Consider the following 23,852-nt stretch of genomic DNA (forward strand, 5'->3'; position numbering starts at 1 on the left):
TTCACCTCCACCGGGTCTGCCCGCGGTGGCACCAGGAGGTGCTGGAGGAGCCCGAACCGCCGCCTCTGTTTGCGGCCGACGCGCCGGCGCGCGACGCCGTGGGGCCCGTCGTCGCGCAGGTCGAGCCCCACCTCCCTCCGCACCCGCGAGTGCAGCCCGTCGCAGGCGAGCAGCCAGCGGCCGCGGACCCCCGCCGCCACGGCGCCCTCGGCGTCCTGCACCACCGCCCCGGCGCGCCGGGGAAGCACGGACGCGCCGGCGTCGAGCGCGGCCGCGTGCAGCGCGGCGTGCAGGGCGGTGCGGCGCACACCACGGCCGGGCCCGGCCGCGAACCGGTGGTCGGCGGCCACCCCGTCCTGGCGGTAGGAGATCCCGCGCAGCGGCCAGCCCGGCGGGTCGACCCCCAGCCGCCGCACCGCGGCGAGCGTGCCCGGCATCAGCCCCTCGCCGCACGCCTTGTCGACCGGTGCCGACCGGGGCTCCAGCACCACGACGCCCAGCCCGGCCCGCCGAGCCTCGATCGCCGCCGCGAGGCCGACGGGGCCGCCGCCGACCACCAGCACGTCCGTCTCGACGTCGACGCCCTGGTCGGGCGGGCGGCCGGACATCAGCCGGCCTCGACGGCCCGCAGCGCGCGTTCCTCCGCGGGGATGCGGAAGCCCAGCAGCAACCAGGCGTTCAGGACGGTGAACACCAGCGCCGTCACCCACGCCGTGTGCACCAGCGGCAGCGCGACGCCCTCGACGACCACGGCCACGTAGTTGGGGTGCGCCAGCCAGCGGTAGGGGCCGCGGCGCACCAGCGGCAGCCCGGGCACCACGATCACGCGCGTGTTCCACCGCTCCCCCAGCGTCGCGATGCACCACCAGCGCAGCCCCTGGCTCGCGAGGACGAGCGCGAGCATGGGCCACCCCAGCCACGGCAGGAAGGGCCGGTCGGCGACGACGACCTCCACGACGCACGCCACCAGCAGGCCGGTGTGCAGGGCGACCATCGCCGGGAAGTGCCCGCGGCCGGACTCGACGCCCCCGCGCGCGAACGACCAGCGGGCGTGGCGCGCCGAGACCACGAGCTCGGCCAGCCGCTCCACGCCGGTCGCGAGCACCAGGGCGGCGTAGAGCGCCGCGCTCATGCCGCCCCCGCGGCGGCCGCGCGCAGCAGCACCAGCTCGACCGCCACGCCGGGCCCGAACGCCATGAGCACCGCCCACCCGCCCGGCGGCGGCGCACCGTCGTCGAGGGTCGCCGCGAGCACGTGCAGCACGGACGACGACGACAGGTTGCCCTCGGCCGCCAGCGTCGCGCGGGTGCGGGCCAGCGCCTCCTCGGGCAGGTCGAGGGCGTCGCGCACGGCGTCGACGATCTTCGGCCCACCGGCGTGCACCACCCAGGTGCCGACGTCGGCCGGCTCCAGGCCGTGCGCCGCCAGCAGGTCCTTGACGTCCCCCGCGAGGTGCGCCCGCAGCAGCTGCGGCAGCTCCGCCGACAGCACGATGCCGAACCCGGTGTCCCGGACCTCCCACCCCAGGAGCCGCTCGGTGCCGGCGTAGAGCCGGCCGCGGGCGTCCACGACCCAGGGCGCGGGGCGCGGGCCGCGGGGCACGACGTCGTCGCCGGCGACGACCACCGCGCTCGCCCCGTCCCCGAAGAGGCCGGACGAGAGCAGGTTCGCGGTCGAGCCGTCGTCCCGCTGCAGCGTGAGCGAGCACAGCTCGACGGAGACCAGCAGCGCGACCTCGTCCGGGTGCCCCGCGAGGTACTCGTGCAGGTGCGCCAGCCCGGCGGCGCCACCCGCGCACCCGAGCCCGAAGGAGGGCACGCGGCGCACGTCGGGCCGCAGCCCCAGACGGGCCACCAGCCCGGCGTCGACCGACGGCGCGCCCACGCCCGTCACCGACGTGAAGAACAGCAGGTCGACGTCGCCCGGCTCCACGCCCGCGGCCGCCAGTGCCTCCCGGCACGCCCGCTCGGCCAGCGCCGCCCCCTCGCGGGCGAACACGGCGTTGGCGTCCGCGAACCCGAACGGCCGCTCGTAGTCGGCGAGCGGGAGCGCGAGGTGCCGGGTGCGCACGCCGGCCGCGGCGTGCAGCCGGCGGGCCAGCTCGCGGCGCGGCCCCGCGTCTGCCAGCAGCGGGGCGACCATCTCGGCGATCCGCCCCTGGGGGTACGCCGGACCGGGCAGGACGGGGGCGACGGCGAGGACGCGCGACATGCTTCGCATCGTGGCACCGGCGCCGCTCTCCCGCGCGCGGGCACCCCGCCGGACGCGGGAGACGCGCGCAGCGAGCCCTCCTGCCGTCGCGAGAACCCGCGTCCTGCCCCGGGTCACGGGGCGACAGGCGTAGTTTCCCGTCATGGGCAGCGACGCGGCGGCACGGGTGCGCGGGATCCTGCTCGCCACGCACCCTGCGCCCGCGGCCGTGGTCACGGGGCTGGCCCTGGTCTTCGCCGTCGGCGTCGGCCTCCCCGGGGGCCGCGCCCTGCTCGTCACGGCGGCCGTCGCCGCCGGCCAGCTGTCGGTCGGGTGGAGCAACGACTGGCTGGACGCCGCGCGCGACCGCCGCGTCGGACGCGCGGACAAGCCGACCGTGACGGGCGCCGTCGCGCCCCGCACGCTCCGGACGGCCGCCATCGCCGCCCTGGCCGGGTGCGTCGTCCTGTCCTTCGCGACGGGGCTCGTGCCGGGGCTGCTGCACGTCGCCGCGGTCGGCAGCGCCTGGGCCTACAACGCGCGGCTCAAGTCGACGCCGCTGTCGTGGCTGCCCTACGCCGTGAGCTTCGGCCTGCTGCCCGCGTTCGTGGTGGCCGCGGCGGGCGACGGTCGCGTCGTCGCGGGCTGGACGGTCGGCGCGGCCGCGCTGCTCGGCGTCGGCGCCCACCTCGCCAACGTGCTGCCGGACCTGGAGGACGACGACGCCACCGGGGTGCGGGGGCTGCCGCACCGCCTGGGGCGCCGGGGCGCGAGCGTGCTGGCGCCCGTGGTCCTGGCGGCGGGCAGCGTCGTGATCCTCCTCGGCCCGCCGGGCCCGCCCTCCGCCGCGTCGGCGGCGCTCACGGGCGGCGCGGTCGTGCTGGCCGCCCTCGCCGGGACCGTGGGGCTCGTGCGGCCGCACAGCCGCGCGCCGTTCCTGCTGAGCCTGGCCGTGGCGGTGGTGTGCGTCGTGCAGCTCGTCCTCGCGGCCGACGCCGTGGCGCTCCCGGGCTGACCCGGCCCGCGCCGCCCGGAGCGGCGGGACGGGCTGTGGACGGCGCCCCCGGCGCCCCGACGCCGGCGCATAGCATCCCGACGTGCCCCCGATCCTCCAGCGTGCCCGTGCCGAGGTCGCGCCCCACCGCCGCGCGGCGACGTGGGGAGCCGCCCTCGCCGCGGCCTGGGCGGTCTGGGCGAGCGGACCCGGCTGGTCGACGCCGGCGCTCGTCGTCGCGGCCGTGGCGGGGGCCGCGCTGTGGGTGATCGACGCCCGCACGCACCGGCTGCCGGACGCCCTCACCTACCCGACGACGGCGGTCGTCGGCGCGCTCCTCGCCCTCGCGGCGCTCGGCGGCGGGACGTGGGACAAGGCGCTGCGGGCGCTCCTCGGCGGCCTCCTGCTCGGCGGCGCGTACCTGCTGCTGCACCTCGCGCACCGCTCGGGGATGGGGCGCGGCGACGCCAAGCTGGCCGCGCTGCTCGGCCTCGTCACCGCCTGGTACGGGTGGTCGACGCTCGTCGCCGCGGCGGTGCTCCCGATCCTGCTCGGCGGGGCCGTGGCGATCGTGCTCATGGCCACCCGGCGGGCGTCGCGCGGGACGTCGCTGGCCTTCGGCCCGTACCTGCTCGCCGGCGCGGCGATCGCGGTGACGCTCGCCCGGCTGGCCTCCGCCTAGCCCGTCGACGCCCGGTCACGAGGCAGGCCGGAGTCAGGTCGGAGTCAGGTCGCGGCGGCCGGTCACACCGTCCGGTCGGCCAGCGCCTGGGCGAGGTCGGCGAGCGCCTGCTTCACCGGGCCGTCGGGCAGCGGCGCCAGCTCCGCGGCGGCCTCGCGCGCCCACCGGCCGGCGAGGGCGCGGGTCTCGGCGAGCACGTCGTGCGCCCGCAGCTCCGCGACGACGTCGGCGAGCGCGTCGTCGCCGGCGAGGTCGCCGTCGAGCCGGGCGACGAGCGCCGCGTCCGCCGCGGAGCCCTCGCCCTGCGCGACCCGCTGGCGCAGCAGCAGCACGGGCATCGTCGGCACGTGCTCGCGGAGGTCGGTGCCGGGCGTCTTGCCGGACTCGTCGCCGGAGGACGCGATGTCGAGCACGTCGTCGGCGAGCTGGAACGCGACGCCCACCTTCTCGCCGTACGCCGCCACGGCGTCGACGACGGCCGGCTCGCACCCACCGAACATCGCACCGAGGCGCGCCGACGTCGCGAGCAGCGACGCCGTCTTGTCGCTGAGCACCTGCAGGTAGTGCTCCACCGGGTCGTCGTCGGCACGCGGCCCCATCGTCTCGTGCAGCTGGCCGAGGCACATGCGCTCGAAGGTGCGCGACTGCAGCACCACCGCCTCCGGGCCGAGGCCGGCGACGAGCGCGGACGCCCGGGCGAACAGGAGGTCGCCCACCAGGATCGCGACCGAGTTGCCCCACACGGTGTGCGCCGCGGGGGCCCCGCGGCGCAGCGGCGCGGAGTCCATGACGTCGTCGTGGTACAGCGACGCGACCTGCGTGAGCTCCACGACGACCGCCGCGTCCACGAGCTCCGGGCGCGACCCGTCGCCCAGCTCGCCCGCGAGCAGCGTGAGCAGCGGGCGGAACCGCTTGCCACCGGCCGCGACGAGGTGCCGCGACGCGTCGTCGGCCAGGGCGTCCGCCGAGGCCACGGCCTCGTCGAGCGCCGCGTCCACCCGCGTCATGCGCTCGGCGAGCCGGTCGGCGAGCGCCGGGTCGGACAGCGGGATCGCCGGAGGCGCCGGGGGCGGCGTGGGCCCGGGCCGGGGGGCCGAGGCGGAAGGAGCGCGAGTCACTGTCCGAACCTATCCGGCCGGGGCGCCGAACACCGCACCGAGACGGCCCTCGGCCGCGTCAGGTCGGACACCCCGGCGGGTGCGCCGGGCCGGCCACCCGTCCTGGGGTCGGCGCGAACGTGGGCCGACCCGAGGACGGACCGCCGACCGGAGGTCGTCAGGGGCGGAACTGCGCCGCCTGGCCGACCAGGTCCAGCGCGCCCGACGGGAGGATGCCGAGGAGCAGCACGCCCACCGCGCACACCGCGATCGCGAACGCCGCGGGACCACGCGAGCCCACCACCGTCACGACCGTCCGCGAGACGAGCGTGCGGGTCGCGGCGCCCGTCACCGTGGCGGTGCCACCGCTGCCGCCGCCCTGCTCACCGCCGTCCGTCGTCCCCGACGAGGCCGCGCCCGTCGACGTCGTGCCCTGCTCACCGCCGGGCGGCGGGGTGAGGACCATGAGCACGATGACCCGGACGTAGAAGAAGACGGAGACGGCGGACGCGAGCACGCCGAGCAGCGCGAGCGGCCACGCCCCCGCGTCGACGGCGGCCGAGAAGACGCCGAACTTCGCCACGAACCCGGCCGTGAGCGGGATCCCCGCCATCGACAGGAGGAACAGCGAGAACGCCGCCGTGAGCCACGGGGCCTGCCGCCCCAGGCCCGTCCACTGCGCCAGGCGGGTGGCCTCGCCCAGCACCACGCCGTCGTCGGGGACCGGCCCACCGGCCCCCCTCTCGGCGGTGTCGTCGTCGCCCGACACGGTGCGCTCGCGCACGAGCGTGACGACGGCGAACGCGCCGACGGACGCGAGCCCGTACGCGAGCAGGTAGAAGAGGACGGCCCGCGAGCCGGCCTCGTCCATCCCGACCACGCCGACCAGGAGGAACCCGGCGTGCGCGATCGCGGAGTACGCGAGCAGGCGCTTGACGTCCGTCTGCACCGCGCCGACGACGGTGCCGATCAGCATCGTGAGGATCGCGACCGCCCAGAGCGCGACCTCCACGTCGTGCCGGACGGCGGGGCTCAGGCCGTTCGCCAGCGTGAACAGCACGCGCACCAGCGCGCCCATCGCGGCGGCCTTGGTGCACGCCGCCATGAAGCCCGTGATCGGCGTGGGCGCGCCCTGGTACACGTCCGGGGTCCAGGCGTGCAGCGGCGCGGCGCCGATCTTGAACAGCAGCCCGCTGAGCACCAACAGCAGCCCGACCACCACCAGGGCCGTCATCGACCCCAGCGGCGAGACGGCCGGGTCCGCGAGCACCTGCACCACGCCCTGCAGCCGCACCGTGCCGGCGAAACCGTAGACGAGCGCGATGCCGAAGACGAACAGCGCGGAGGCGAACGCGCCGAGCACGAAGTACTTGAACGCGGCCTCCTGGCTGAGGAGCCGGCGGCGGCGCGCCGTCGCGCACAGCACGTACAGCGGCAGCGACAGCACCTCGAGCGCGACGAACATGACGATGAGGTCGTCCGTGGCCGGGAAGAGCAGCATGCCGCCGGTCGAGAACAGCAGGAGCGGGTAGATCTCGGTCTGCTGGAGGCCCGCACGGCGCGTCTCGTCCTCGTAGGCCGTGCCCGGCACCGCCGCCGCGGACGGCGCGAACGCGTCCTGGCCGGTGGTGGTGCGCTCCGCGACGACGAGCACGCCCAGCAGCGCGCACACGCCGATCACGGCCTGCACGCCCAGGCCGAACGGCGTCAGCAGGTACGACCCGCCCACCACCGACACCGCGTTCTCCTGCACCCGCTCCCAGAGCAGCCCGACCGCGACGAGCGAGCCCGCGAGCGCCGCGAGGGTGAGCGTGAGCTGCGTCGCGCGTCGGGCCTTCGCCGGCACGAACGCCTCCAGCAGGACGCCGAGCACGCCCGCCGCCAGCACGATCAGCACCGGCGACACGGCGGCCCAGTCGATGGTCGGGGCGACGAAGTCGTTCACAGCTGGCTCCCCTCGGTGAAGCTCCCGTCAGCCGAGCCCGTCGCGACCATCGCCTGGGTCTCGACCGGTTCGACCACCGGAGGTGGATCCGTCTCGCCGACGTGCTCGACGGCGACCTCCCCCGGCGCACGCACGTAGTCGAGCACCGGCCCGGGCACGAGGCCGAGCACGAGCAGGGCCCCCACGAGCACGCCGGCCACGGTCTTCTCCCGGCCGTCGAGGTCGCGCGCGGACGCCAGCTCCGGCGTCGTCTCCCCCGTGAACATGCGCTGGTAGGTGAGCAGCACGTAGACCGCGGCGAGGACGACGGCGGGCACGGCCACGAGCACGGCGGCGGGCCAGCGGGCGTACGACCCGAGGAACACCATGATCTCGGAGACGAACGTCGCCAGGCCGGGCAGGGCCGCCGCGGACAGGCCGGCGACGAGGAACGTGCCGCCCAGGATCGGCGCCACCCGGCGCAGGCCGCCGTAGTCGCCGATGAGCTGGCTCTGGCGCGGGTGCCGCGCGATCGCGAACCCGGCGACGAGGAACAGCGCCCCGGTGGAGATGCCGTGGTTGAGCATCATCAGGCCGGAGCCCGCGGTGCCCAGCGACGTGAAGGTGAAGATGCCCAGGACGATGAACCCGAAGTGGGACACCGACGTGTAGCCGATGAGGCGCAGCAGGTCGCTCTGGCCGATGGCGAGGACCGCGCCGTACAGGATCGAGATCACCGCGAGCACGATCACGAACGGTGCCGCCCAGCGGCTCGCCTCGGGGAACAGCGGCAGGCACAGGGTGAGCATCCCGAAGGTGCCCACCTTGTCGAGCACGCAGATGAGGAGCGTCGAGGTGCCGGGCGTCGAGTGCTGCGTGACGTCGGGCAGCCACGAGTGCACGGGGAACATCGGCGCCTTGATCGCGAACGCGAGGAAGAAGGCGCAGAACATGAGCTTCTCGGCCGTCGGGTCGAGCGTCAGCCCCGTGAGGTTGTCGGTGAGGAACGTCTGCGGGCCGCGGTCCGCGGCCGGCACCTGCAGGTAGAGCGCGATGACGCCCACCAGCATCACGAGGCCGCCGGCCAGCGAGAACAGCAGGAACTTCACCGCCGCGTACCGGCGCTGCGGCCCCTGCCCGAACCCGCCGATGAGGAAGTACGCCGGGATGAGCATGGCCTCGAACACCACGTAGAAGAGGAACACGTCGCGGGCGACGAAGACCGTCACCATGAACGCCTCGAGCAGCAGCACGGTGGCGAGGTAGCGGCGCAGCCGCACGTGGTCGCCGCCCTGCTCGCGCCAGGCCGCGAGGATCACCAGGGGCACCAGGCCCACCGACAGCGCGACCAGCAGCAGCCCCACGCCGTCGACGCCGACGGCATAGCTGGCGCCGATCGGCGGGATCCAGGAGTACGTCTCGGTGAGCTGGTGGGTCCCCGCGTCGCCGGTGTCGAAGGCCGCGAAGGCCCCGACCAGCAGGAGGACCTCCACCAGCGCGCCGACCAGGGCGACCGTGCGAGCGGCGCCCGCACCGAACCTGCCCCCGGTGACCGGGCCGGCGGCCGGGCGGCCCCGGCCCACGCCCGTGAGGGCCGTCGCGGCCGCGGCCACCAGCGGCCACACGATGAGGACCGTGAGCCAGGGGAACCCTGCGGACATCGTCATGCTTCCCCGTCCTTCGTCGTCGACACCGTGTCCGGCGTCGTGTTCGGCGTCGTGTTCGGCGTCATCGCCATCGCTCCCGCCACCCCGCTCAGCTCGCCAGGACCCAGACGACCAGCCCGACGACGCCGAGGCCGCCCAGCATGGTCGCCGCGTACGACCGCACGTAGCCGTTCTGCATCCGCCTCAGCCGGGAGCCGAGGCGCCCGATGCCGCCGGCCAGGCCCAGCCAGCCGCCGTCGACGGCCGTGCGGTCCGAGTACACGAGCGCCCGGGTGAGGTACTGCCCCGGCCGCATGACCAGCGACTCGTTGACGGCGTCCTGGTACAGGTCGACCCGCGCCGCCCGCACGACGGCGGGCGCCGGAGGCGGCTCGACCGGCACCGCGGCGACCACGTACTGGCGCCAGGCCAGCACGATGCCGAGCGCCACGAGCAGCAGCGTGAGCGCGATGAGCAGCCCCACCGGGAGCACCGGCTCGTGGTGCTCGGCGTGCCCGGTGACCGGCTCGAGCCACGTGACGAACCGGTCGCCCATCGCCAGGATCCCGCCGAGGGCCACCGACCCCACGGCCAGCACGATCATCGGCCAGGTCATGAGGCGCGGGGACTCGTGCGGGTGCCGCACGGGCGCACCGTCGTCGCCGGGCCCGCCGTCGCTCCAGCGGCGCCGCCCCAGGAACGTCATGAAGAACAGCCGGGACATGTAGTACGCCGTGATCCCGGCGCCCAGCAGCGCCGCCATGCCAAAGACCCACGGGCGCCAGCCCTCGCCGACGAACGCCGCCTCGATGATCTTGTCCTTCGACCAGAACCCCGAGAACGGCGGCACCCCGAGGATGGCGAGCCAGCCCAGGCCCATCGTGATGGCCGTGACGGGCAGCAGACGGGACAGCCCGCCGAAGCGCCGCATGTTCACGTCGTCGTCCATCGCGTGCATCACGGACCCGGCGCCGAGGAACAGCCCCGCCTTGAAGAAGCCGTGCGTGAGCAGGTGGAAGATCGCGAACGCGTACCCGACCGGCCCCAGGCCGGCGGCGAGCATCATGTAGCCGATCTGCGACATCGTCGACGCCGCGAGCGCCTTCTTGATGTCGTCCTTCGCGGTACCGACGATCGCCCCGAACAGCAGGGTCAGCGCGCCGACGATCGCGACGACGAGCTGCGCGTCCGGCGCCGCCTCGAGGATCGGGCCCGAGCGCACCAGCAGGTACACCCCGGCGGTCACCATCGTCGCCGCGTGGATCAGCGCGGACACCGGCGTCGGGCCGGCCATCGCGTCCCCGAGCCACGCCTGCAGCGGCAGCTGCGCCGACTTGCCGCACGCCGCCAGCAGGAGCATGAGGCCGATCGCCGTCATGACGCCCTGACCGGCCGCCGTCGCCCCCTCGCCGGCCGCCGGCAGCACCGTGCCGAAGCTCAGCGAACCGAAGGTCGCGAGCAGGAGCATCATCGCGACGATGAGCCCCATGTCGCCGACGCGGTTCATGACGAACGCCTTCTTGCCCGCGACCGCGTTCTCCCGCTTGCCGTCCCAGAACCCGATGAGCAGGAACGACGCCAGGCCCACGCCCTCCCAGCCGACGAAGAGCAGCAGGTAGGAGTCGGCGAGCACCAGCAGCAGCATCGCCGCGACGAAGAGGTTGAGGTACCCGAAGAAGCGGCGCCGGTCGACGTCGTGGCCCATGTACGCCACCGAGTACACGTGGATCAGCGTGCCGACGAACGTCACGAGCATCACGAACGTCATCGACAGCGGGTCCACCTGGAACCCGAGGTCCACGTGCAGGGGCCCCGAGTCGATCCAGGTGCCCACGGTGTGGGTGCCCACCCGCTGGTCGGCGGGGGTGCCGAGCATGTCGAGCAGGATCACCAGCCCGACGACGAACGTCGCCGCGCTGGCCAGCACGCCCAGCCAGTGCCCCCACCGGTCGGTGCGCCGACCGGCGACCAGCAGCACGAGGGCGCCGATCATCGGGGTCGCGACCAGCCAGGGGGCGAGGGAGAGAGTCTGCATCGTCGTCTGCGTGTCCACAGGTCGCCTCTCAGCTGTGCAGCAGGTTGACGTCGTCGACCGAGGCCGACCTACGGGAACGGAAGATCGTGATGATGATCGCGAGGCCCACCACGACCTCGGCCGCGGCGACCACCATGACGAAGAACGCGAGCACCTGGCCCGTCACGTCGCCGTGGATGCGCGCGAACGTCACGAACGCGAGGTTGGTGGCGTTGAGCATGAGCTCCACGCCCATGAACACCACGATGGCGTTGCGCCGCAGCAGCACCGTCGTCGCACCGATCGCGAACAGGATCGCGGCCAGCCCCAGGTAGTTCGTGATCTCCATCAGCGCACCTCCCCGTCGTCGTCGCCGGAGCCCTCGTCGGTCGCGCCCGTCGCGACCGGGTCGCCGGTCTGCTCGACCGTCGTGTCCGCCGCGGGGCCGACGCCGAGGAGGCGCAGGTCGTCGCGCGCCACGAGCGTCTCCTCCTCGGCAAGGACCGCCGTCGCCGACCGCTCCTGCCCGCGGATGCGCAGCACGCGCGGCACGGAGTGCGGCAGCGGCTCGCCGTCGGGTCCGAGCGCCGGCGTGTCCATGGCGTTGTTCTGCGCGTAGACGCCGGGCGCGGGCAGCGGCGTGAGCGTGCTGCCGTGCGGCAGGGCGGCGACGCGAGCTTGCGCGAGGACGCGCTGCGTGGGCCGCACGCTGAGCCGGCGGCGGTGCGTGAGCACCAGGCCGGCCAGCGCGGCGGTGACCAGCAGGACGCCGACCACCTCCATCGCGAGGACGTAGTCGCCCAGCAGCACCCGGGCCAGTGCCACCGGGTTGGTGAGCTCCTCGCTCGCAGCCAGCCCGACGGCGGGCGGGAACGTCGCCTGCGCGACCACGCCGAGCAGCACGACGACCAGCCCGAGGCCGAGCAGCACGCCCAGCCCGCGCTGGCCCTTGATGGTCTCGGTCAGCGAGTCCGCGGAGTCGACGCCCACCAGCATGAGCACGAACAGGAAGAGCATCATCACGGCGCCGGTGTAGACGACCACCTGCACGACGCCGAGGAACGGCGCCTCCTGCGCCACGTAGAAGATGGCCAGCCCGACCATCACGAACATCACGCACACCGCGGCGTGCACGGCCTTGCGGGCGAACAGCAGCCCGAGCGCGGCGAGCACCATGAGCGGGGCGAGCACCCAGAACAGCGCGGCCTCCGCGCCCGACGCGGTCACGGCCGGCCGTCCGTGAGGTCGGGGGTGGGCAGCGTCGCCACATGACCGCCCTCGGCGGCCTGCCGGGTCGCGACGGCGGCCTTGGTGGCGCTGCCGCGCAGCCGGTGCCGACGTGGGGTCGGGGGCGGCGCGTCCCCGTGCACCACGCGGGCGGCGGCGTCCAGGGTCGGGTCGTCGGGCCGGTGCTCGCGCACCCAGTCGACCTGCTGCGCCGTCGGCGCGGTGACCTCGCCGCGGTAGTACTCGGTGTCCGTCGTCCCCTCGACCATCGGGTGCGGCGCGGCGAGCATCCCCTCGGCGAGCGGGGCGAGGAGATCCTGCTTCTCGTAGATCATCCCGGCGCGGTCGGGGCCCGCGAGCTCGTAGTCGTTGGTCATCGTGAGCGCCCGCGTGGGGCACGCCTCGATGCACAGCCCGCAGAAGATGCAGCGCAGGTAGTTGATCTGGTAGACGCGGCCGTAGCGCTCACCGGGCGACAGGTGCGCGCCGTCGGGCAGCTCGGCGTTGTCCGCCCCCTCCACGTAGATCGCGTCCGCCGGGCACGCCCACGCGCACAGCTCGCAGCCGATGCACTTCTCCAGGCCGTCGGCGTAGCGGTTGAGCTGGTGACGGCCGTGGTACCGGCGCTGCGGCGCCGTCTTCTTGCGGGGGTACTGCTCCGTCACCGTGGGCCGGAACATCGACGAGAACGTCACGCCGAACCCGGCCACCGGGGCGAACAGCTCCCCGAGCGGCCCCTTGGACGGGCGCAGCGGCTCGTACGGCTTGTCGGTCATCGCGTCTCCTCGGATCGGTCGACGGCGGGGTCGGGGGCGGCGGACGCGCCCGGGACGTCGGCGGCCTGCATCACGTGCCGGCGCGCGCGGGGCGACGGCGGCAGGGCCTGGCCCGGGAGCGGCGGCACGGGGAAGCCGTCGGCGAAGGCGTCGAAGTCCCCGGCCGGACGGCGAGAGCCGCCCGGTGGACCGGCGCCGTCGGCGGCCTTCGCCTTCCGGTCGGGCCAGAGCCACAGGAGGCCGATGACGACCACCGCCGCGACCGCGACGCCGGTGATGAGCTGGGTGCGGGTGACGCCCGCGAGGCCGAGGTACTGGAACACGCTCAGCACCACGACCCACACCAGCGCGACCGGGATGAGCACCTTCCAGCCGAACGACATGAACTGGTCGTAGCGGAGGCGGAGCAGCGTGCCGCGCACCCAGACGAACACGAACATGACCAGCCAGAGCTTGACCAGGAACCACAGCACCGGCCACCAGCCGGTGTTGAACATCCCGTCGTTGATCGCCGACAGCGGCCACGGCGCCCGCCAGCCGCCGAGGAACAGGGTGGTGGCGACGGCGGAGACGTTGAGCATGTTGATGTACTCCGCCAGGAAGAACCAGGCGAACTTCATCGAGCTGTACTCGGTCATGTAGCCGGAGACGAGCTCGCCCTCGGCCTCCGGCAGGTCGAACGGGAGCCGGTTGGTCTCGCCGATCATCGAGATGACGTAGACGACGAACGCGGGCAGCAGCGGCAGGAACCACCAGATGCTGGTCTGCGACGCCACGATCTGCGAGGTCGACATCGAGCCGGCCATGATGAACACGCTGACCAGCGAGAGCCCCATGGCGAGCTCGTACGAGATCACCTGGGCCGTGGACCGCACGGACCCGAGGAGCGGGTAGGTGGAGCCCGACGACCAGCCGCCCAGCACGATGCCGTAGACGCCCATCGACGCGCAGGCCAGCACGTACAGGACCGCCACCGGGAAGTCGGTCAGCTGGGCCGGCGTCGTGTAGTCGGTGAACGGGATCGTCACCTCGGGCCCGAACGGGATGACCGCGAACACCAGCAGCGCGCAGAACACCGAGATCATCGGTGCCAGCAGGTACACGATCCGGTCCGCCCGGGTGACGTTCACGTCCTCCTTGAGCAGCAGCTTCATCGCGTCCGCGAGCGACTGCAGCAGGCCGAACGGGCCGTGCCAGTTGGGGCCGGGGCGCACCTGCATGCGCGCCACGACCTTGCGCTCGAACCAGATGGCGAAGAGCACGCTGGTCAGGAGGAAGACGACGATGAGCACCGCCTTGATCAGCGACACCCACAGCCAGTCGTTGCTGAAGTCGGACGCGACCCCGGGGATCATGCGGCCCCTCCCTGTGCCTTCTCGTCGGTCGAGCCTGGGACCCCGCCGGCGGCGACCGCCTCCGGCGGTCCGATGCGCACCAGGTCGCCCGGCGCGGCGCCGAGCGTGTCGTGCACCCGGCACCCGCGCGACGCGAGCGGCAGCCACACGACGTGGTCGACCATCTCCGTGATCGCGACCGGCACCGTCACCGTCCCGCGGTCGGTGGCCACGGTCACCCGGTCGCCGTCGTACACGTCGACGGCGGCCGCCGTGGCCGCCGACATCCGCGCGACGGGCCGCTTGGCCGTGCCGGCGAGGAACTGCTCGCCGTCCTGCAGGGCCCCGTCGTCGAGCAGCAGGTGCCAGCTCGCCAGCACGGCGGACCCGGCCGGCACCACGGGCGGCTCGACCGGCTCGGCCTGCGGGGCCGGCACGCGGGTGCCGCCCCACGCGGGCAGGGCCGCGATCGCCCGGTGCGCGTCGAGCGGCGTCGCCGCGCCGAGCGCGACGCCCGCCTGCGCGGCCAACGCGTCGAGCACCCGGTGGTCGGGCAGCGCGGCGGACTCCAGCGCCTGGCCGAACGCGCGGACGCGGCCCTCCCAGTTCCAGTACGACCCCGCCCTCTCGACGGGAGGAGCAACAGGAAGCACGACGTCAGCGAGCTCGACTGCTTCGGTCCTCCGGACCTCGAGCGAGACCACGAAGCCCGCCGCGCCGAGCGCCCGCCGGGCGTGCGCCGGGTCGGGCAGGTCGGCGAGCTCGACGCCACCGACGAGGGCGCCGCCGAGCTGGCCGACCGAGAGGGCGTCGAGGATCTCCGCGACGTCGCGCCCCGGGGCGGACGGCAGCGCGTCGGCGTCGACGCCCCAGGCCGCGGCCACCTCGGCACGGGCCGCGGCGTCGGTCAGCGGGCGTCCGCCGGGCAGCAGTCCCGGCAGGAGGCCCGCCTCGAGGCCGCCGCGCTCCCCCGCGCGGCGCGGGACCCAGGCGACACGGGCGCCGGTGGCCTCCGCGAGCCGCAGGACCGCCCCGTAGGCGCCGGGCGCCGACGCGAGCCGCTCGCCCACGAGGATCAGCGCGCCGGGCGTCGCGAGGCCGTCGGCGACGGCGCCCAGCGTGCCCGCGTCCGAGTCCGCGGGCACCAGACCGCCGCCCGCCCGGGTGGCGAGGATGCCCAGCCACTCCGCCTCGGTGCCGGGGGCGGCGGGCAGCAGCTCGCCCTCCAGCCGGGCGAGGCCGCGGCTCGCGAACGGGGCGATCGACCACACCGTCGTGCCGTGCTTGCGCACCCCCTTGCGCAGCCGCAGGAAGGTGACGCCCGCCTCCTCCTCGGCCTCCAGGCCGGCCAGCAGCACGGCCGGTGCGGCCTCGACGTCGCCGAACGTCACGCCGATGCCGGTGCCCGCCACCGCGTGGCCCAGGAACGCCGTCTCCTCCGCCGAGCCCACGCGGGCCCGCTGGTCGACGTCGTCGGTGCCGAGCACGGTGCGCGCGAAGCGCGACCAGGCGAACGCGTCCTCGACGGTCAGCCGGCCGCCGGGCAGCACCCCGACCCCGCCGGCCGCGCGGGCCGCGGCCAGGCCCTCGGCCGCCAGCTCGAGCGCCTCGACCCACGACGCGGGGCGCAGCTCGCCGCGGGACACGACGGCGCCGTCCTGGCCGAGCACCCGGTCCCGCACCAGCGGGACCGTGAGCCGGTCGGGCGCCGCCTGCCACGTGAACGCGAAGCGGTCCTTGTCGGTGATCCACTCCTCGTTGACCGCCGGGTCCTCCCCCGACAGTCGGCGCAGCACCACGCCGCGCCGGTGGTCGACGCGGATCGCCGAGCCGCACGAGTCGTGCTCGGAGATCCCCGGCGTCGACACCAGGTCGAAGGGCCGGGACCGGAACCGGTAGGCCGCGCCCGTGAGCGCGCCCACCGGGCAGATCTGCACGGTGTTGCCGGAGAAGTACGACGCGAAGGGCTGCCCGCCGGCCGTGGCCGCGGCGGACCCGAACGTCGCCTCGGCGGGCTCGCCGGGCGGGGGCGTGAAGTCCAGCACCGTCTCGTCGAACCGGCCGATCTGCTGGTGCGCGCCGCGCTCCTGCAGCGCGATGAACGCGTCGCCCGCGATCTCGTCGCTGAACCGGGTGCAGCGCTGGCACAGCACGCAGCGCTCCCGGTCCAGCAGGATCTCGGTGGACACCGCGATGGGCTTGGGGAAGGTCCGCTTGACGTCCTCGAACCGCGTCTCCGCGCGCCCGTTGGTCATCGCCTGGTTCTGCAGGGGGCACTCGCCGCCCTTGTCGCACACCGGGCAGTCCAGCGGGTGGTTCATGAGCAGCAGCTCCATGACACCGTGCTGCGCCTTGTCCGCGACCGGCGACGTGCGCTGGGTCTTGACGACCATGCCGGGCGTGACCGTCATCGTGCACGAGGCCTGCGGCTTCGGCATGGGCCGCACGTTGCCGTCGCGGTCGGGCATCGCGACCTCGACCAGGCACTGCCGGCACGCGCCGGCGGGCTCGAGGAGCGGGTGGTCGCAGAACCGCGGGATCTGGATGCCCACCTGCTCGGCCGCGCGGATGATCAGCGTGCCCTTCGGCACGGTCACCTCGACCTCGTCGATGGTGAGCGTGACCGTCTCCACCGGAGGCGCAGCCGCCGTCGACTTGTCCGTGGTCGCCGTCATCAGTGACCTCCCGCCCCGGCGAGCGCCGGCGTCTGCTTGGGGGTGTACGGGAACAGCGCGCTGGCGCTCGGGTCGAAGGGGCACCCGCGGCCGGTGAGGTGCGCCTCGTACTCGTCGCGGAAGAGCTGGATGCTCGACGTCACCGGCGACGTCGCGCCGTCGCCGAGCGCGCAGAACGCGCGGCCGAGGATGTTGTCGCACAGGTCGAGCAGCAGGTCGACGTCGCGCTCCTCGCCCTGCCCCGCCTCGATGCGGTGCAGCACCTGCTTGAGCCAGTAGGTGCCCTCGCGGCACGGCGTGCACTTGCCGCACGACTCGTGCGCGTAGAAGTCGGTCCACCGGCTGACCGCGCGGACCACGCACGTCGTGTCGTCGAAGAGCTGGAGCGCGCGGGTGCCGAGCATCGAGCCCGCCGCGCCCACCGACTCGTAGTCGAGCGGGGTGTCGAGGTGGTCGGCGGTGAACAGCGGCGTCGACGACCCGCCCGGAGTCCAGAACTTCAGCTCGTGCCCCGCCCGCATCCCGCCGGCGAGGTCAAGCAGCTCGCGCAGCGTGATGCCGAGCGGCGCCTCGTACTGGCCCGGCCGGGTCACGTGCCCGGACAGGGAGAACAGGCCGTGCCCCTGCGACTTCTCGGTGCCCATGCCGGCGAACCAGTCCGCGCCGCGCGCCACGATGCCGGGCACCGACGCGATGGACTCGACGTTGTTCACCACCGTGGGCCGCGCGTACAGGCCCGCGACCGCGGGGAACGGCGGCTTGAGCCGCGGCTGGCCGCGCTTGCCCTCGAGCGAGTCGAGCAGCGCCGTCTCCTCGCCGCAGATGTAGGCGCCGGCGCCCGCGTGCACGGTGACGTCCAGGTCGAAGCCGGAGCCGAGCACGTCCTTGCCGAGGTACCCGGCGTCGTACGCCTCCTGCACCGCGGCCAGCAGCCGCCGGTACACGTGCAGCACCTCCCCGCGCACGTACACGAACGCGTGGTGGCAGCCGATCGCGTAGCTCGTGATCGCGATGCCCTCCACCAGGTGCTGGGGGCTCGCCAGCATCAGGGGGATGTCCTTGCACGTGCCCGGCTCGGACTCGTCCGCGTTGACCACGAGGTAGCGCGGGCCGCCGTCCGGCGGAGGCAGGAAGCCCCACTTCATGCCGGTCGGGAAGCCGGCGCCGCCGCGGCCGCGCAGGCCCGAGTCCTTGACCGTCTGCACGAGGTCGGCGGGCTCCGTCGCCAGGGCCTTGCGCAGCCCCGCGTACCCGCCGGCGGCCTCGTACGACGCGAGCTTCCACGACCGGTCGGCGTCCCACGTGTCCGTGAGCACCGGCATGAGATCAGTCATCGCTGCCACCCTTCGGCTCGACATCGTCCTCGGTCGTGGGCTTGCGCTCCGCGCTGGACTGCGCCGTCCCGGTCTCCGGCGGCACCTCGGCGGACGACGCCGCGGACTCACCGTCGGGCGACGCGGCGGGCCCGCCGGACGGCTCCCCGCCGTCGACGGCGGCCGCGGCGCGCGCCAGCCGCAGCCCGGCGAGCGTCGGCTCCCCCGCGCCCACGCCCTCGTCCGCGCGGCCGTCGGTGAACCCCGCGAGCACGCGGCTCATCTGCTTGAAGCCGCACACCGAGGACGCGCCGCGCGTGGGCGCCACCTGCTCGCCCGCCCGCAGGCGGTCGGCGAGGTCCGTGGCGGACTCCGGCGTCTGGTTGTCGAAGAACTCCCAGTTGACCATCACGACCGGCGCGTAGTCGCAGGCGGCGTTGCACTCGACGCGCTCGAGCGTGATCGCGCCGTCGTCGGTGGTCTCGTCGTGCCCGACGCCGAGGTGCTCGCTCAGCTCGTCGAAGATCGCGTCACCCCCCATCACCGCGCACAGCGTGTTCGTGCACACGCCCACCGTGTAGGTGCCGTTGGGGTGCCGCTTGTACTGGGTGTAGAAGGTCGCGACGGCGCTCACCTCGGCGGGCGTCATCCCGAGCTGCTCGGCGCAGAACAGGATGCCGTCGCGGCTCACGTACCCGTCCACCGACTGCACCAGGTGCAGCATCGGCAGCAGGCCGGAGCGCGGGTCGGGGTAGCGCGCCTTGATCGCGGCGGCGTCGGCCGCCAGCGACGCGAGCGTGTCGGCGTCGTACCGCGTGGCCGAACGGGCGCTCGTGGGTTCTGCCGTCATCGGTCGACCCCTCCCAGCACGGGGTCCAGGGACGCGACGGCCACGACGACGTCGGCCACCTGGCCGCCCTCGCACATCACCGACACGGCCTGGAGGTTGTTGAACGACGGGTCGCGGAAGTGCGCCCGGTACGGCTTGGTGCCGCCGTCGGACACCGCGTGCACGCCCAGCTCGCCGCGCGGGTGCTCGACGGTCTGCCACACCTGCCCGGCCGGCACCCGGAAGCCCTCCGTGACGAGCTTGAAGTGGTGGATCAGGGCCTCCATCGAGGTACCCATGATCTGGCGGATGTGGTCGAGCGAGTTGCCCTGACCGTCGCCGCCGACCGCGAGCTGCGCCGGCCACGCGATCTTCTTGTCCGCCACCATGACCGGTGCCCCCGAGGTCGCCTCGAGCCGGGTGAGCGCCTGCTCCACGATGCGCAGCGACTGGTAGCACTCCTCGATCCGCAGCACCACGCGGGAGTAGCAGTCCGCGTCGGTCGAGGTCGGCACGTCGAAGTCGTACGTCTCGTACCCGCAGTACGGGAAGGCCTTGCGCACGTCGTACGGCAGCCCCGTGGAGCGCAGCACCGGGCCGGTGACGCCCAGCGCCATGCAGCCGGCGAGGTTGAGGACGCCGACGTCGGTGAGGCGCGCCTTGAAGATCGGGTTGGCGAGCATGAGGTCGCCGAGCTGGCCGAGGTAGTGGCGGATCTTCGGCAGCGCCGCCCGCACCTGGTCCTCGAAGCCGTCCGGCACGTCCTGCGCGACGCCGCCCGGCCGCACGTACGCGTGGTTCATCCGCAGCCCGGTGACCGCCTCGAACAGCCGCAGGATCTCCTCACGGGCGGTGAAGCCGATCGTCATGACCGTCGTCGCGCCCATCTCGTTGCCGCCCGTGCCCAGGCAGACGAGGTGGGACGCCACCCGGTTGAGCTCCATCATCAGCACGCGGATGATCGACGCCCGCTCCGGCACGTCGTCGGTGATGCCGAGCAGCTTCTCGGTGGCGAGGCAGTACGCCGTCTCCTGGAAGAGCGGCGCCAGGTAGTCCATCCGGGTGCAGAACGTGGTGCCCTGCGTCCAGGTGCGGAACTCCATGTTCTTCTCGATGCCGGTGTGCAGGTAGCCGATGCCGCAGCGGGCCTCGGTGACCGTCTCCCCGTCGATCTCCAGCATGAGGCGCAGCACCCCGTGCGTCGACGGGTGCTGGGGGCCCATGTTGACGACGATGCGCTCCTCGCCCACGGCCTCGCGGGCGATCTCGTCCCAGTCGCCCCCCGACGCCTCGAACCCGGGGATCCCCGGGTCGAACTCGTCGGCGGTGGGCGGGCGGGTGGCGCTGAAGGTTCCAGTGCTCACGAGTAAGACCTCCTCGTGTCCGGCGGCGGCACCGTGGCGCCCTTGTACTCCACGGGGATGCCGCCGAGCGGGTAGTCCTTGCGCTGCGGGTGGCCCGGCCAGTCGTCGGGCATCTCGATGCGCGCCAGTCCGGGGTGGTCGTCGAAGACGATCCCGAAGAAGTCCCAGGTCTCGCGCTCGTGCCAGTCGTTGGTGGGGTACAGCGACGTGGTGGACGGGACGTGCGGGTCGGCGTCGGGCACCGACACCTCGAGCCGCACGCGGCGGCCGTGCGTCACCGAGGTGAGGTGGTAGACGGCGTGCAGCTCGCGCCCGGCGTCGTCGGGGTAGTGCACGCCCGAGACCCCGAGGCTGAGCTCGAACCGCAGGTCCTGGTCGTCGCGCAGCGCCCGGCAGACGGCCAGCAGGTGCTCGCGCGCCACGTGCAGCGTGAGCTCGGCGTGGGGGCTCGGCGGGTCGGTGTGCGGGTCGACGGCCACGCGCTCCACCGCGTCGTCGAACGCGACCCCCGCCTCACCGAGCACCTCGGCCAGCACGTCCACGGCCTCGTCGAACCAGCCGCCGTACGGCCTCGTGGCGGCGGCGGGCATCGCGACCGGCTGCACCAGGCCGCCGTACCCGGAGGTGTCGCCGGAGCCGCGGACGCCGAACATGCCGTGCCGCACCTCGACGACCTCCGGCCGGCGGGCGTCCGGGGCGCCCTCGGGGACGAGCTCGCCGGTCATCGCAGCAGCCCCTTGAGCTCGAACGTCGGGGTGGCCTCGAGCGCCGCCGCCTCGGCGGCCGCGGCCGCCTCCCTGCGGTTCACGCCCAGCGGCGAGTCCTGGATGTGCTGGTGCAGCGCGAGGATCGCGTTGATGAGCATCTCCGGGCGCGGCGGGCAGCCGGGCAGGTAGACGTCGACCGGCACGATGTGGTCGACGCCCTGCACGATCGCGTAGTTGTTGAACATGCCGCCGCTGGACGCGCACACGCCCATCGACAGCACCCACTTGGGCTCGCTCATCTGGTCGTAGACCTGCCGCACGACGGGCGCCATCTTCTGGCTCACCCGGCCCGCCACGATCATGAGGTCCGCCTGCCGCGGCGAGGCCCGGAAGACCTCCATGCCGAACCGCGACAGGTCGAACCGCGACGCGCCGGCCGCCATCATCTCGATGGCGCAGCACGCCAGCCCGAACGTCACCGGCCAGACGGACGCCTTGCGCAGGTAGCCCGCCAGGTCCTCGATCGTCGTCAGCAGGAAGCCCGACGGAGCCTCTTCCAGGCCCATGACCCCTCCCCTTCGTGAACATCGGCGTGAGGATCCTCGGCGCCGATGCCGTCCGTTGTGCCGTGTCGTGCTGGGTGGTGCTGGTCGTGCTGGGTGGTGCTGGTCGTGCGTGCGGGCCTAGACCCAGGTGAGGCCCCCGCGCCGCCACTCGTAGACGAAGGGGACGGTAATGAGGGCGAGGAACGTGAGCATCGCGACGAGGCCGAAGCCGGCCAGCACGGCGAAGTCCACCGCCCACGGGTAGAGGAAGACGACCTCGATGTCGAAGACGATGAACGTCATCGCCACCAGGTAGTACTTGACCGGCAGCCGCCCACCGCCGACCGCGTGCGGCGTCGGCTCGATGCCGCACTCGTACGCGTCGAGCTTGGCCCGGTTGTAGCGCTTGGGCCCGATGACGGCGCTCGCCGCCACGCCGCCCACGGCGAGCACCAGGGCCACGCCCATGAGCATGAGGACCGGCACGTACGGGTTCGTCATCGCAGGACCCCCGTCCGCACGGCCGCGCGCTCGTCGACCTCGTGCATCTCGACCACTCCCTTGTGCTCGTGTGCGCTCATGCCGCCGGGACCACCCTCGTGAGCCCCGCGATGACCCGGTCCACCCAGTCACCGCCGCGCGGCTCGTAGCAGTCGGACAGCAGCTTGAGCACGAACCGCATGACCACCGGCCGCGGCAGCCCGTACCGCACGCAGATCCGCATGACCTGCGGGTGCTCGATGAACCGCACGAACCAGCGGCCCAGCGTGTAGTAGCCGCCCAGGTCGGCCCGCATGCGGTCCCCGTAGGAGGCGAGCGTCCGCTCGCGCGCGTCGTCCGTGGCGCGGGTGCGCGCCTGGGCGATCGCGTCGGCCGCGACGCGGCCCGCCTGCAGGGCGTAGGCGATGCCCTCGCCGTTGAACGGGCTGACCATGCCGGCCGCGTCGCCCACGAGCACCGCGCCGTCGCGGTACAGGGGCGTGCGGTTGAAGCCCATCGGCAGCGCGGCCCCGCGGATCGGCCCCACCTGGTTCTCGGGGGTGAACCCCCACTCCGCGGGGGCGTTGCGCATCCAGGCCTGCATCAGGCCCTTGTAGTCGTGCCCGTGGGCGGACTGACGGGCGGGCGTAGAGCTCACCGAGCCGAGTCCGACGTTCGCGGTGCCGTCGCCCAGCGCGAAGATCCAGCCGTAGCCCGGCAGCAGGTTCGACGCCACCGGGGCGCCGTCCCACAGCTCGAGGTGCGACTCCATCCACGCGTCCTCGTGCCGCGACGTGCCCTCGGTGCGGAAGTACGTGCGCACCGCCGTGCCGAGCGGTCGGTCGTCGCGGCGGGCGATGCCGAGGCCGGTGGCGAAGCGGGAGGAGACGCCGTCGGCGGCGACCACGACGGGCGCCCGGTAGGTCGTCTCGGCGCCGTCGGCGCGACCGCGGCCGTCGAGGGCCTGCGCCCGCACGCCCACGACGCGACCGTCGCGCTCGTCGAGGACGGGGCCGGTCACCTTGGTGCGCTCGAGCAGCTTGGCGCCGCTCGCCTGCGCGTGCTGCGCGAGCCGGTGGTCGAGCGACGTCCGCGCGCGGGCCATGCCGTAGCCGGGGTACGAGTCGAGGTCGGGCCAGGGCAGCTCCCACGACCGGGCGCCCGCGACCACGCGCAGGCCCTCGTTGCGGATCCAGCCGTCGTCCTCGCGGGTGCCGAGCCCCATGCGGGCCAGCTCGCCGACGGCACGGGGAGTCAGCCCGTCGCCGCACACCTTGTCGCGGGGGAAGGAGGCCTTGTCGAGCAGGAGCACGTCGAGGCCCGCGGCGGCGCACCAGTGGGCCGTGGACGTACCGGCCGGGCCGGCGCCCACGACGATGACGTCGGCGTCGTCGACGCGACCTGACCGCACGTGCTCACCTCGATCCCTCGAAGCGCCCCGGCGACGGTGCCGGGGCGGACTTGTGAACCTGATCACAACTCTTGCGAGCACTCTAGTCACGATCGGGCGGCGCTGTGTAGGAAGGTAAACCTTCCTTGCGCCCGGGCGGCGCGCCGCAGGCGCACCGGCCCGCGTCCCCGCAGGTCCGGCAGGGTGCCGCGGTCGGCATGTCGCGGGGTGCGTACGACGGCAGGCGTGCCTACGGTCGTGCGCACGACCCACGACCACGACCGCCAGCAACCACCATCGGCACGACCTACGAGGAGGCGCGACACATGAAGGCAGGACCGGCATTCGTCGTCGGCGCGGCGCTCGGCTACCTGCTCGGCACCGAGAGGGGCCGGCAGCAGCTGGACAAGGCCAAGGACTGGGCGACGGAGACCTGGAACGACCCGCGCGTGCAGGCCAAGGTCTCGGACGTCACGAGCAGCGTCACCGAGTTCGCCAAGGAGCAGGGCAGCGGGCTCAAGGACCGCACGGCAGGCAGCTGACCACGATCTGTTCGGCAGCGGGGGGGGGGGGGGGGGGAGGCGACAGGGTAGGGGAAGGAGCACCCCCCCCCAAACGAGCCCCGCGCCGGCTTCGGCGGGAGCTCAGTACGCCCCTTTCTCCTC

Annotated in this window: 22 protein-coding genes; 3 read left to right on the forward strand and 19 right to left on the reverse strand. The window is 74.1% G+C overall.

From position 1 onward, the window contains the following. From ACFVS0_RS13755 to ACFVS0_RS13765, 3 genes are all read right to left on the reverse strand, one after another. On the reverse strand, positions 1-608 hold a 608-nt coding region (locus ACFVS0_RS13755; RefSeq protein WP_430588274.1), incomplete at its 3' end, for an NAD(P)/FAD-dependent oxidoreductase. Next, complete coding sequence (locus tag ACFVS0_RS13760; protein ID WP_430585336.1) at positions 608-1,132, reverse strand: isoprenylcysteine carboxyl methyltransferase family protein; 525 nt, start codon at positions 1,130-1,132, stop codon at positions 608-610. The genes ACFVS0_RS13755 and ACFVS0_RS13760, both read right to left, overlap by 1 nt. Beyond that, on the reverse strand, positions 1,129-2,211 hold the full coding sequence (locus tag ACFVS0_RS13765; protein ID WP_430588275.1) for a type III polyketide synthase: 1,083 nt from the start codon (positions 2,209-2,211) through the stop codon (positions 1,129-1,131). The genes ACFVS0_RS13760 and ACFVS0_RS13765 overlap by 4 nt, the downstream gene beginning before the upstream one ends. A gap of 142 nt (positions 2,212-2,353) precedes the next feature. On the opposite strand from ACFVS0_RS13765, the gene ACFVS0_RS13770 reads away from it, so the two are divergent. After that, complete coding sequence (locus tag ACFVS0_RS13770) at positions 2,354-3,205, forward strand: UbiA family prenyltransferase (protein WP_430588276.1); 852 nt, start codon at positions 2,354-2,356, stop codon at positions 3,203-3,205. Between the two features lie 82 nt (positions 3,206-3,287). Beyond that, a complete protein-coding gene (locus ACFVS0_RS13775; RefSeq protein ID WP_430588277.1) occupies positions 3,288-3,866 on the forward strand; it encodes a prepilin peptidase in 579 nt (192 codons plus the stop codon). A 62-nt stretch (positions 3,867-3,928) separates the two neighbouring features. On the opposite strand, the gene ACFVS0_RS13780 is transcribed toward ACFVS0_RS13775, so the two are convergent. From ACFVS0_RS13780 to ACFVS0_RS13855, 16 genes are all read right to left on the reverse strand, one after another. Continuing rightward, complete coding sequence (locus tag ACFVS0_RS13780; protein WP_430550768.1) at positions 3,929-4,873, reverse strand: polyprenyl synthetase family protein; 945 nt, start codon at positions 4,871-4,873, stop codon at positions 3,929-3,931. 268 nt (positions 4,874-5,141) lie between these two features. Next, positions 5,142-6,908 carry an NADH-quinone oxidoreductase subunit NuoN gene (gene nuoN / locus ACFVS0_RS13785; RefSeq protein WP_430588278.1) on the reverse strand — a complete coding sequence of 589 codons (1,767 nt, stop codon included), beginning with the start codon at positions 6,906-6,908 and terminating at the stop codon, positions 5,142-5,144. Beyond that, positions 6,905-8,548 (reverse strand): NADH-quinone oxidoreductase subunit M, encoded by a 1,644-nt coding sequence (locus ACFVS0_RS13790; protein WP_430588306.1) that lies wholly within the window; start codon positions 8,546-8,548, stop codon positions 6,905-6,907. Before ACFVS0_RS13790 ends, nuoN begins: the two co-directional genes overlap by 4 nt. Positions 8,549-8,642: 94 nt before the next feature. Next, positions 8,643-10,568, reverse strand: coding sequence for an NADH-quinone oxidoreductase subunit L (gene nuoL, locus ACFVS0_RS13795; RefSeq protein ID WP_430588279.1), 1,926 nt, complete (start codon positions 10,566-10,568; stop codon positions 8,643-8,645). A gap of 28 nt (positions 10,569-10,596) precedes the next feature. Beyond that, a complete protein-coding gene (gene nuoK, locus ACFVS0_RS13800; RefSeq protein WP_430550571.1) occupies positions 10,597-10,896 on the reverse strand; it encodes an NADH-quinone oxidoreductase subunit NuoK in 300 nt (99 codons plus the stop codon). Then, entirely contained in the window at positions 10,896-11,723 is an 828-nt protein-coding gene (locus ACFVS0_RS13805) for an NADH-quinone oxidoreductase subunit J (RefSeq protein ID WP_430550770.1), read from the reverse strand. The genes nuoK and ACFVS0_RS13805 overlap by 1 nt, the downstream gene beginning before the upstream one ends. A 47-nt stretch (positions 11,724-11,770) precedes the next feature. Then, positions 11,771-12,550 carry an NADH-quinone oxidoreductase subunit NuoI gene (gene nuoI / locus ACFVS0_RS13810; protein WP_430550572.1) on the reverse strand — a complete coding sequence of 260 codons (780 nt, stop codon included), beginning with the start codon at positions 12,548-12,550 and terminating at the stop codon, positions 11,771-11,773. After that, on the reverse strand, positions 12,547-13,905 hold the full coding sequence (gene nuoH, locus ACFVS0_RS13815) for an NADH-quinone oxidoreductase subunit NuoH (protein WP_430550573.1): 1,359 nt from the start codon (positions 13,903-13,905) through the stop codon (positions 12,547-12,549). The genes nuoI and nuoH overlap by 4 nt, the downstream gene beginning before the upstream one ends. Then, positions 13,902-16,559: an NADH-quinone oxidoreductase subunit G gene (locus tag ACFVS0_RS13820; protein WP_430588280.1), complete on the reverse strand. Its 2,658-nt coding sequence runs from the start codon at positions 16,557-16,559 to the stop codon at positions 13,902-13,904. Before ACFVS0_RS13820 ends, nuoH begins: the two co-directional genes overlap by 4 nt. Then, complete coding sequence (gene nuoF / locus ACFVS0_RS13825; RefSeq protein ID WP_430550575.1) at positions 16,559-17,893, reverse strand: NADH-quinone oxidoreductase subunit NuoF; 1,335 nt, start codon at positions 17,891-17,893, stop codon at positions 16,559-16,561. Before nuoF ends, ACFVS0_RS13820 begins: the two co-directional genes overlap by 1 nt. Further along, positions 17,886-18,722, reverse strand: a complete 837-nt coding sequence (gene nuoE / locus ACFVS0_RS13830; RefSeq protein ID WP_430585329.1) for an NADH-quinone oxidoreductase subunit NuoE — start codon at positions 18,720-18,722, stop codon at positions 17,886-17,888. The genes nuoF and nuoE overlap by 8 nt, the downstream gene beginning before the upstream one ends. After that, a complete protein-coding gene (locus ACFVS0_RS13835) occupies positions 18,719-20,065 on the reverse strand; it encodes an NADH-quinone oxidoreductase subunit D (protein ID WP_430550577.1) in 1,347 nt (448 codons plus the stop codon). Before ACFVS0_RS13835 ends, nuoE begins: the two co-directional genes overlap by 4 nt. Next, on the reverse strand, positions 20,062-20,790 hold the full coding sequence (locus ACFVS0_RS13840) for an NADH-quinone oxidoreductase subunit C (RefSeq protein WP_430550578.1): 729 nt from the start codon (positions 20,788-20,790) through the stop codon (positions 20,062-20,064). The genes ACFVS0_RS13835 and ACFVS0_RS13840 overlap by 4 nt, the downstream gene beginning before the upstream one ends. Continuing rightward, a complete protein-coding gene (locus ACFVS0_RS13845) occupies positions 20,787-21,338 on the reverse strand; it encodes a NuoB/complex I 20 kDa subunit family protein (protein ID WP_380245150.1) in 552 nt (183 codons plus the stop codon). Before ACFVS0_RS13845 ends, ACFVS0_RS13840 begins: the two co-directional genes overlap by 4 nt. A gap of 117 nt (positions 21,339-21,455) precedes the next feature. Then, entirely contained in the window at positions 21,456-21,818 is a 363-nt protein-coding gene (locus ACFVS0_RS13850) for an NADH-quinone oxidoreductase subunit A (protein ID WP_429735904.1), read from the reverse strand. Between the two features lie 76 nt (positions 21,819-21,894). Continuing rightward, positions 21,895-23,208, reverse strand: a complete 1,314-nt coding sequence (locus ACFVS0_RS13855) for a geranylgeranyl reductase family protein (RefSeq protein WP_430588281.1) — start codon at positions 23,206-23,208, stop codon at positions 21,895-21,897. Between the two features lie 305 nt (positions 23,209-23,513). On the opposite strand from ACFVS0_RS13855, the gene ACFVS0_RS13860 reads away from it, so the two are divergent. Next, the gene (locus tag ACFVS0_RS13860) at positions 23,514-23,729 is read left to right on the forward strand and encodes a YtxH domain-containing protein (protein WP_430563912.1); all 216 of its coding nucleotides are present in this window, start codon (positions 23,514-23,516) and stop codon (positions 23,727-23,729) included. The last annotated feature ends 123 nt before the right edge of the window (positions 23,730-23,852 follow it).

Source organism: Isoptericola sp. NPDC058082, from assembly GCF_042885055.1.
GTDB lineage: Bacteria > Actinomycetota > Actinomycetes > Actinomycetales > Cellulomonadaceae > Isoptericola.